Source organism: Microcoleus sp. Pol10D4, from assembly GCF_036701555.1.
In the GTDB taxonomy this organism is placed as follows: domain Bacteria; phylum Cyanobacteriota; class Cyanobacteriia; order Cyanobacteriales; family Microcoleaceae; genus Microcoleus.
Window position 1 is genome coordinate 35,627 of the sequence record NZ_JAUBRA010000059.1, and the last position, 7,907, is coordinate 43,533.

Sequence of the window (7,907 nt, forward strand, 5' to 3'; positions counted from 1 at the left end):
TTCTTTTGCCACAACAAAAAAGAAAAAACCCGGTTTGTCCAAGAAACCGGGTTTCTGAATACCCTCAAAGTTTTAGGTTTAATAAAGCTTTGATTCTTAACTCAAAACTCTCATGACTCACAACTTAAAACTGTTGAGATTTTGCTGTTGTTTTTGCCCGATCGAGCTTTAAAATCAACACCCCCAAAGGTGGCAAACACAAGTCGATCGAATAAGCACTGTTGTGGAACCACCACTCCTCAGTCCACTTGCCCCCCAAATTCCCCATATTGCTGCCGCCGTATTCCCGCGCGTCGCTGTTAAACAACTCCGTATAGAAACCAGGTTCCGGCACTCCTACGCGATAGTGAGAGTGCGGCTGGGGCGTAAAATTGCACACCGTCACCACAAACTCGTCGCCATCCTTCTCTCGGCGCACAAATGCCACGACGCTGTGTCGATTGTCGCTGCAATCAATCCACTCAAACCCATCCTCAGCAAAATCTTGACTGTAAAGTGCCGTTTCGCTGCGGTACAAATTGTTCAAATCTTTAAAAAACAGCTTCAACTTTTGGTGTGGCTCGAATTGCAGCAACTGCCACTGCAAATCCCCCCAAACGTTCCACTCGTGCCACTGGCCGAACTCCATCCCCATAAAGATCGTTTTCTTTCCGGGATGAGTAAACATAAAAGTAAACAAACACCGCACGTTTGCAAACTTTTGCCATTCGTCTCCTGGCATTTTGCCGATGATGTGGGCTTTGCCGTGCACTACTTCATCGTGCGACAAAGCCAGCATGAAATTCTCGCTGTGGTTGTACCACATACTGAAAGTTATGTTGTTCTGGTGGAACTGGCGGAACCACGGGTCCATGTGGTAATAGTCGAGCATATCGTGCATCCAACCCATGTTCCACTTCAGGTTGAAACCCAAACCCCCTACATAGGTCGGCCAAGATACCATCGGCCAAGAGGTGGATTCTTCGGCGATCGACAGCGCCCCTGGGAAATAGCTAAAAATGACGTGATTCGCCTGACGCAGAAAATCTGCCGCCTCGATATTTTCCCGGCCCCCGTACTGGTTGGTCAGCCATTCTCCCGGTTCGCGGCAGTAATCCAAATAAAGCATCGAGGCTACGGCATCTACGCGAATCCCGTCGATGTGGTACTTGTCAAACCAGAACAGAGCGTTTGATACTAGGAAATTCCGCACTTCGTTGCGGCCGTAGTTAAATACTAGGGTTCCCCACTCTTTGTGCTCGCCCTTGCGGGGGTCGGCGTGTTCGTACAAGTGAGTTCCGTCAAAAAAAGCCAAGCCGTGGCCGTCTTTGGGGAAATGTCCCGGTACCCAGTCCACCAGTACGCCAATGCCGTTGGCGTGGCACTGGTCAACAAAATACATGAAATCTTCAGGTTTGCCGTAGCGGGAAGTTGGGGCGAAATAGCCAGTTACTTGGTAGCCCCAAGAACCATCGAAAGGATGTTCGGCGATGGGCAGCATTTCGATGTGAGTGAAGCCCAAATCTTTGACGTAGGGTATCAGCCGATCGGCTAATTCCCGGTAAGTCAGAAAGCGCGCCCCGGGATTGAGTTCCGAAACCTGCACGGGGGGTTCTATTTCCCCATTTGGTAGCACGGCGGGTTCGTCAGTAGCGGCGTGCAGCCAAGAACCGATGTGGCATTCGTAAACCGAAATCGGCTGCGTCAGTTGGTCTGTGTGCCGCCGCTTTTCGATCCAAGCGCTGTCGTGCCAAGTGTAGGTGTCTAAGTCCGTGACAATTGATGCTGTTTTCGGCCGCACTTCTTGCTGGAAACCGTAAGGGTCGGACTTTTCGTAGGGATGTCCGTCTTGGTTTTTCACTTCGTATTTGTAGGAAGTTCCCACGGATAGTCCCGGAATAAATAATTCCCAGATGCCGTTTTGCGATTTCCGCATTTGATGTTTGCGGCCGTCCCAATAGTTGAAATCTCCTAAAACAGAGACATTGCGAGCATTCGGAGCCCAAACGGCAAAATATACTCCTGTGATGCCGCCTACTTCGGTGAGGTGCGCCCCGAGTTTTTCGTAAATCCGGTGGTGGTTGCCTTCTGAAAATAAGTGAATGTCAAATTCTGTGAGTTTGGGCGATCGAAAGGCGTAGGGGTCGTAGATAAAGCGATCGTGTTCTCCTTCTTTGACCCGCAATTGATAGTTTGCTAGTTCTGGGGTGTCGATCGTACATTCAAAAAAGTGAGGATGATGTTCTGATTTCATCGGGTATTCGGCCCTGGCCTCCGGCAAAACTACCGATACCGCATCCGCATTCGGCAGATAAGCTCGGACGACCCAGACTTTTTTGCCATTTTCTTCGATCGCGTGAGGGCCTAGCACTTCAAATGGATCGTGGTGCTGATTCCAAACAATGCGGTCAATCTGTTCAAAGGGGACGGTCGCGGGCATAAAACTACTTACCTCAATCTTTTAACTAAATGGCTTTCAAAACCTAGAGCGGCGCTGCACTTTACATTTCGATACATTTTTGATCGCTGATCCTACCACTGATTAGCATGATCTTGCCTGCTGCAGCTCCAGCGCGTGCCCTTGCACACACAGCAGGCTGTTGCCTTGCCGGCGGCAGAGCTGGGGTTTTACTGCTAACACCTAAGTATAGAAATATTAAAACAAATTGAAAAATTTATATTTTTTCCCCAATACCCTTGACTTATTATTTAATATGTGATAATTATTTTTTTTCAACCTATTGTCGATTTGCCGCTCCCGGAGGGTCAAGCCTGTAAGTGTTGGGCAACAGTTAATAGTTTACCTGGAATTTTCCGGCAGGGACGATCGCCCGATCGGTAGACTTTCAGATCCCAGAGGCTGGGTTGGCCCACAAAGCCAGTGAATTTGGGCAATACCCTCAAACAGCTAAGGATGCTTAACTCGATATTGAGGAATGAAAGCTAAAGGACTCAGCGTGGCGACAGCAGCAAGCCATATCTGCCATGCTCAAGGCATCGCCTACCAGTGACGGTGCAATAGGTTTAAAGCACCACTCAGGCGCAACAGGAGCGAGTTTTGCCTAGGCAGGGTTAATACCGAACTGGCGCGACGCCAATTGAATCACTAAACTTGGTTAAAACAGACGGGTCGATGTGCTTGCCCGCACCGGCGCGAAACTCGTAGTCAACAAATCGAGTAGCAATGCCGATGCTTTCATCTCGCCAGTTTTCGGGTATCTAAGTCTCTGCTTGCTTTCCTCTCGTCTGTGGGAACACTGGCGGGGAAGGCAAGCGAGACTTGATCGAGTGCAAAATTTGCGTCGAGTCTGCGATCGCCTCCGGTTGATATTCAGTTGAGGCAGCAGCACTGGCAATGTCCTCAAGCATCCTGTCACAGGCTTGAGTTTCAAAACAAAACGTGCAGGCCGGGAGTAAATTTTTCTACTTGAAAAGGAATGTTCCTCTAACGCAGCGAATCAGCGGACTTTGCTGCTGTAAGGGACGCACTGAACTTTAGTAGTAAAAGCATCAGACAATCACTACCACCCAACTTGAGACCTAGACCGATGAGATGAAAAAATGCGAGGAGCGAACCATTTTTCACCCCAAGACTAGGCTCGTTGGGAACCAACTCCGGGATAGCCCTAGTTAGGGAGTCTTTTTAGGAGCAGGGGCAGGGCTAGTAGTTGGAGTAGCCTTTGGAGATGGAGAAGAAACAGGAGGAGTAGTAGTGCCAGAGGCGTCCGGAGAGGGGCTAGTGCTGCCCGGAGTAGTAGTGGCATCGCCGCAGGCGCCGAGGGCTGCTGCCAAGGCCACTACCAAAGTCAAACGAATTAATCCCTTGTTCATAAAAACTCCTTAACATTGAAAACCCATCGCAAGGAAGGGAATAGTGTACTTGAGAAACAATGCTGGCACGAATAGCTCAACGATTCGCTCGTTGATTACAATACTGCATTTATTAATAAATTTCACATAGATTATCGCTAACCAGCAAAGATTTCTTTTTTTTGGCAAATCCTGAAGTCAAAGAGACCAGTGGTAGGATGGGTTGGTTGGCTTGTGAGGTATCCTTGGTAAGGATAACCGATCGAACGCAGATAGCCACCACTGGCGATCTGGGAGACAAAAAACTCTTAACCTCAATCAAGCTGAAGCTACCCCACTTTACGTATTGGTGAACTTTATGACCGCTGCTATCAGATCCCCGGATTCTCCCCGCTCCCGATCGACCCGCAAGCCCGCTGCTGGCGCAGCCAAAAGCAAAGTTACTTCTATTGCCCGAGCTAGGCGGGCGAAGACAGGGCCGGTATTGCCCAACTACTCGCCTGCCGACGAACAGGCTCAGGTTCGGCAGTCCGCATCGGTGCTGAAAGTCATGCCCGATCGCCAGCAGCAGCCAGTGTGGTTGCGATCGCTCCTGCAGGCACAGCGCGCCTCCTCAGTGGCAGCAGTTATGCTTTTGGGCGGCGCTCTAAGTCTCTACGGCTTGACAGTTTACGGCGAGCAGCGCTGGAGTCAGGATTATCAAAAACTGGAAACTCTGCGCCTCCAAGAACAGCAGTTGAGCGCTGCTAGCGAAGTTTTGAAACACCAACTTGCTAAAGAAGCCCAAAATCCAGAAACCGGTTTGGCTCCGCAGAATCCTGGGGACACGATTTTCTTGCAGCCGGCCCCTGAAACCCGATCGCCCGTTGCGGCACCAAATTCTGAGCCCGCTCTCAAGAGTCGAGCCGGTGTGGAAACACCGCTGGGCTATTAAACCTGTGTCAAAGCGGAGAGCGCCCGAGGGCCTGAGTGTCCGAGGGCCTGAGAATTTGAGGATCTAATTTCCTTTTTGACTTTTTTGCAAGTCGCGATCGATTTTCTGCTTCCAACCGCAAGTTACAGATTAAAAATAATTAAGACCACTTCTTCAAAAAACAGAATGCAACTGTAGATGTGATCCAAACCCTGATAGGGACTGCTCATTCCCAAGTGGTGAATTTTATCTTTTGAGATTTAAGTTATAAATTCTAAATTCTAAAACGCTCTAACTTGCTATTGAATTTTTAATGCCATGAGCTACGACCCCCGTTTTGACCGCTACAGATCGCCGAATTTCAAACGCACAAAACAGGCGGGCGATTCCCTACGGGATAGCTTCGCCGCGCGTACTGGGTGGGAAAAACCAGCCAAACCTAGATCTTCCGGCAGTTTCGGCCGCTCGCCACAACAGACGGCTTCATCTTGGGGACGACCGGTGGAGCGTTTAAAGCGCAGCAAGTTCCGTTTGTGGGCAGTGTGGGCGGTGTTGATGCTGGGGGGGCTGGGGCTGGCTGTGAATTTGTTTTATTTGCAGGTGACGCGAGCTCCGGCGCTACGTAAACAGGCCGAGCAGCAGCAAACTCTCAAAACGAAGCCGTTTGTACCGAGACGCCCGATAATTGACCGCGCAGGAAATGTTTTGGCGATCGACAGACAGGTGTACACGCTCTACGCTCACCCGAAGTTGTTTAACCACTCGAAGGCGGAAATTGCTGCTAAGTTGGCTCCGATGCTGGCGATCGAACTGAGTCCGGGCACTACGTCGGAAACTGAATTGATACGCAGGTTTAATCTTGCTGAAAGCGGTATTACAATTGCTGACTCTCTGCCTCAAGAGGTTGCCGATCGCGTCGCTGGGATGCAAATTAAAGAGAGTCTGGTCGATGGCTTGGAGTTGCTGCGGCAGCAGCAGCGTTTTTACCCGCAGCAGGAGTTGGCGGCGGATATCCTCGGTTATGTGGACGGGGAACGGAAGGGACAAGCCGGGGTGGAATACAGCCAGCAGAATTTGTTGGAACGATCGATGCCGTCGATTCAGTTTAGCAGGTCGAGCAATGGGAATTGGGTTCCCGATCGCCTGACGGCGGGATTTGTGCAGCTTGATGACTTGAAATTACAACTGACGATCGACAGTCGCTTGCAGCGGGCTGCCCGAAATGCGCTTAAGGAAAAAATGAAGCAACACGATGCGAAGCGGGGCACAGTGATAGTGATGGATGCCCGTAATGGGGAGTTACTGTCAGTTGTAGCGGAACCTTCTTATGACCCGAATCAATATTTTAATTTCGATTTGTCGCGCTATAAAAATTGGGCTGTAACTGATGTTTATGAGCCTGGTTCGACTTTTAAAGCGATTAATGTGGCGATCGCTCTGGAAGCGGGTGCGGTGAAACCTAATACTGTGTTTAACGATGAAGGTCGGATTTACATGAATCCCTGGACTATCCAAAATTCCGATTACCAAAGAGCAGGCGCGCGCGGCCCTTCGACTGTTACTGAGATTTTGAAATATTCTAGTAATGTGGGGATGGTGCACATCATGAGAACCATGAAACCTTCTCTTTACTATCAAGCTTTAGAAAAACTCGGACTCGGACAAACTGCGGGAACTGATTTGCCTTTTGAAGTAACCAGCCAGCTTAAAAATCGAGAGCAATTTATTAATTCTCCTGTGGAAGTTGCCACTACTGCTTTTGGTCAGGGTTTTTCGATAACTCCGATGCAGTTGGTGCAGCTTAATGGAGCTTTGGCCAACGGCGGTAAGTTGGTGACTCCTCATGTTGTGCGGGGACTTTTTGATAGGGATGGTCAAGCTTTTTGGAAACTTCCGAGGGCTGTTCCGAAGCAGGTTTTTTCACCGGAAACTACTAAGCAGGTTTTAGAAATGATGGAAACTGTGGTTGATGGTGGTACAGGGAAAGCTGCACAAATTCCTGGGTATCGGATTGCTGGGAAAACGGGTACGGCTCAAAAAGCTAATTCTGGTGGGGGTTATTCAGACAAGGCGATTATTACTAGCTTTGTGGGGATCATGCCTGTGGAGGCTCCTCGGTATGTGGTTTTGGCGGTGATTGATGAGCCGAAGGAGGGTTCTTCGGGGGGTACGGTGGCGGCGCCGATTGTGGAGTCGGTGATGGAGGCGTTGATTTCTATTGAGAAGATTGCGCCGAGTAAGAAGTAGTTGATTATATCTGAGATGTGGCGTCAGGAATTGATCTTGAATATAACGATCGACAACAGGGCTATTGAGGAGACGGCAGTGCCGTTTCCCCACTCCAAAATAATTCATCGCGCGATCGGATATAACGATCGACAACAGGACTATTGAGGACGCGGTAATGCCGTTTCCCTACTCCAAAATAATTCCTCTTATCCCCCTGTCAGTAACAATATCTTTTGTTTTCGTTGGGTTTTGATTGTCTTTGGGAGGTGCGTTTATGTCCTAAGAGAGTGGAGATGATGATGCAGCGTTGGCTGTTTCTCAAATTGGGATGATATAGTGTTAGGGTTCCTTTGGCTCTTATACTCGTTAGGGTGCAGTCGTGGTCGCTTCGAGATACGGGGCAACCTCTGTGGTTGAACATGACGCGCCGGATTGTGCCGTTTTCTTTTTGCTCGTTGTTTTCATTTACTGGAAGTAGTGTTGTTTCATATCCTCCTTTGTCGTTTATAACTGTATCTATTTGAATTTGCGGTTCTAGGTTTTTCCATTGACTGGCTGGTATTAGGGCTGGGGGAATGTCGGCTGGGTGAACAGCTATGTGTACATTTTCTCCTACTTGTTTGAAGCTGGCTTGCCATGAAATTTTGTCACGTTTGGCGTTGCTGTGGGCAAGTTCCATTGCCCAATAAGCTCGATCGAGCGATAGCTTTAAACGGTGGTTGTTGATAAACATGAGCCAAGAGGGGGCGACGATCGCACAAAATATTCCTATGATTAAAATCATTATCAATAGCTCAATCATTGTAAAACCGGCGGCAGGTGTAGTGGCTCTGCCTTTGAGCGTTTTATTTATTGACACGTAGATGCACTCCCTGATATTTAGCTGGCCCAAAAAACAGCTAGAGCGTCGGTACAGTATTAGAAGTTGACAAAAAAAGAGATATATGAATCTACCCCGTCAAGGAATTCAACTCTA

At 49.0% G+C, this 7,907-nt stretch carries 6 protein-coding genes; 2 read left to right on the plus strand and 4 right to left on the minus strand.

Features of this window, described 5'->3' with window-relative positions; all coding sequences use genetic code 11:
• Positions 1–124: 124 nt before the first annotated feature.
• The 3 genes from glgB to QUA36_RS23990 form a co-directional block, all read right to left on the minus strand.
• Positions 125–2,419: a 1,4-alpha-glucan branching enzyme gene (gene glgB, locus QUA36_RS23980; RefSeq protein ID WP_333459330.1), complete on the minus strand. Its 2,295-nt coding sequence runs from the start codon at positions 2,417–2,419 to the stop codon at positions 125–127.
• Positions 2,420–3,198: 779 nt separating this feature from the next.
• The gene (locus QUA36_RS23985; protein WP_333161497.1) at positions 3,199–3,348 is read right to left on the minus strand and encodes a hypothetical protein; all 150 of its coding nucleotides are present in this window, start codon (positions 3,346–3,348) and stop codon (positions 3,199–3,201) included.
• A 261-nt stretch (positions 3,349–3,609) separates the two neighbouring features.
• A complete protein-coding gene (locus tag QUA36_RS23990; protein ID WP_333161499.1) occupies positions 3,610–3,810 on the minus strand; it encodes a serine protease in 201 nt (66 codons plus the stop codon).
• A 337-nt stretch (positions 3,811–4,147) separates the two neighbouring features.
• Between QUA36_RS23990 and QUA36_RS23995 the strand changes: the two genes are divergently transcribed.
• Together QUA36_RS23995 and QUA36_RS24000 are read left to right on the plus strand one after the other, a co-directional pair.
• Positions 4,148–4,723, plus strand: a complete 576-nt coding sequence (locus tag QUA36_RS23995; protein ID WP_333161501.1) for a hypothetical protein — start codon at positions 4,148–4,150, stop codon at positions 4,721–4,723.
• 297 nt (positions 4,724–5,020) lie between these two features.
• Positions 5,021–6,949, plus strand: a complete 1,929-nt coding sequence (locus QUA36_RS24000) for a penicillin-binding protein 2 (RefSeq protein ID WP_333161503.1) — start codon at positions 5,021–5,023, stop codon at positions 6,947–6,949.
• A 199-nt stretch (positions 6,950–7,148) separates the two neighbouring features.
• Here the strand turns inward: QUA36_RS24000 and QUA36_RS24005 are convergent, their stop codons facing one another.
• On the minus strand, positions 7,149–7,715 hold the full coding sequence (locus QUA36_RS24005) for a transcriptional regulator (RefSeq protein ID WP_333454896.1): 567 nt from the start codon (positions 7,713–7,715) through the stop codon (positions 7,149–7,151).
• Positions 7,716–7,907 lie beyond the last annotated feature (192 nt).

Bases quoted from the DNA above. Each gene is read 5' to 3' on its own strand.
- glgB (WP_333459330.1), bottom strand. From the start codon at position 2,419: ATGCCCGCGACCGTCCCCTTTGAACAGATTGACCGCATTGTTTGGAAT.
- QUA36_RS23985 (WP_333161497.1), bottom strand. From the start codon at position 3,348: ATGCTTGAGGACATTGCCAGTGCTGCTGCCTCAACTGAATATCAACCG.
- QUA36_RS23990 (WP_333161499.1), bottom strand. From the start codon at position 3,810: ATGAACAAGGGATTAATTCGTTTGACTTTGGTAGTGGCCTTGGCAGCA.
- QUA36_RS23995 (WP_333161501.1), top strand. From the start codon at position 4,148: ATGACCGCTGCTATCAGATCCCCGGATTCTCCCCGCTCCCGATCGACC.
- QUA36_RS24000 (WP_333161503.1), top strand. From the start codon at position 5,021: ATGAGCTACGACCCCCGTTTTGACCGCTACAGATCGCCGAATTTCAAA.
- QUA36_RS24005 (WP_333454896.1), bottom strand. From the start codon at position 7,715: ATGATTTTAATCATAGGAATATTTTGTGCGATCGTCGCCCCCTCTTGG.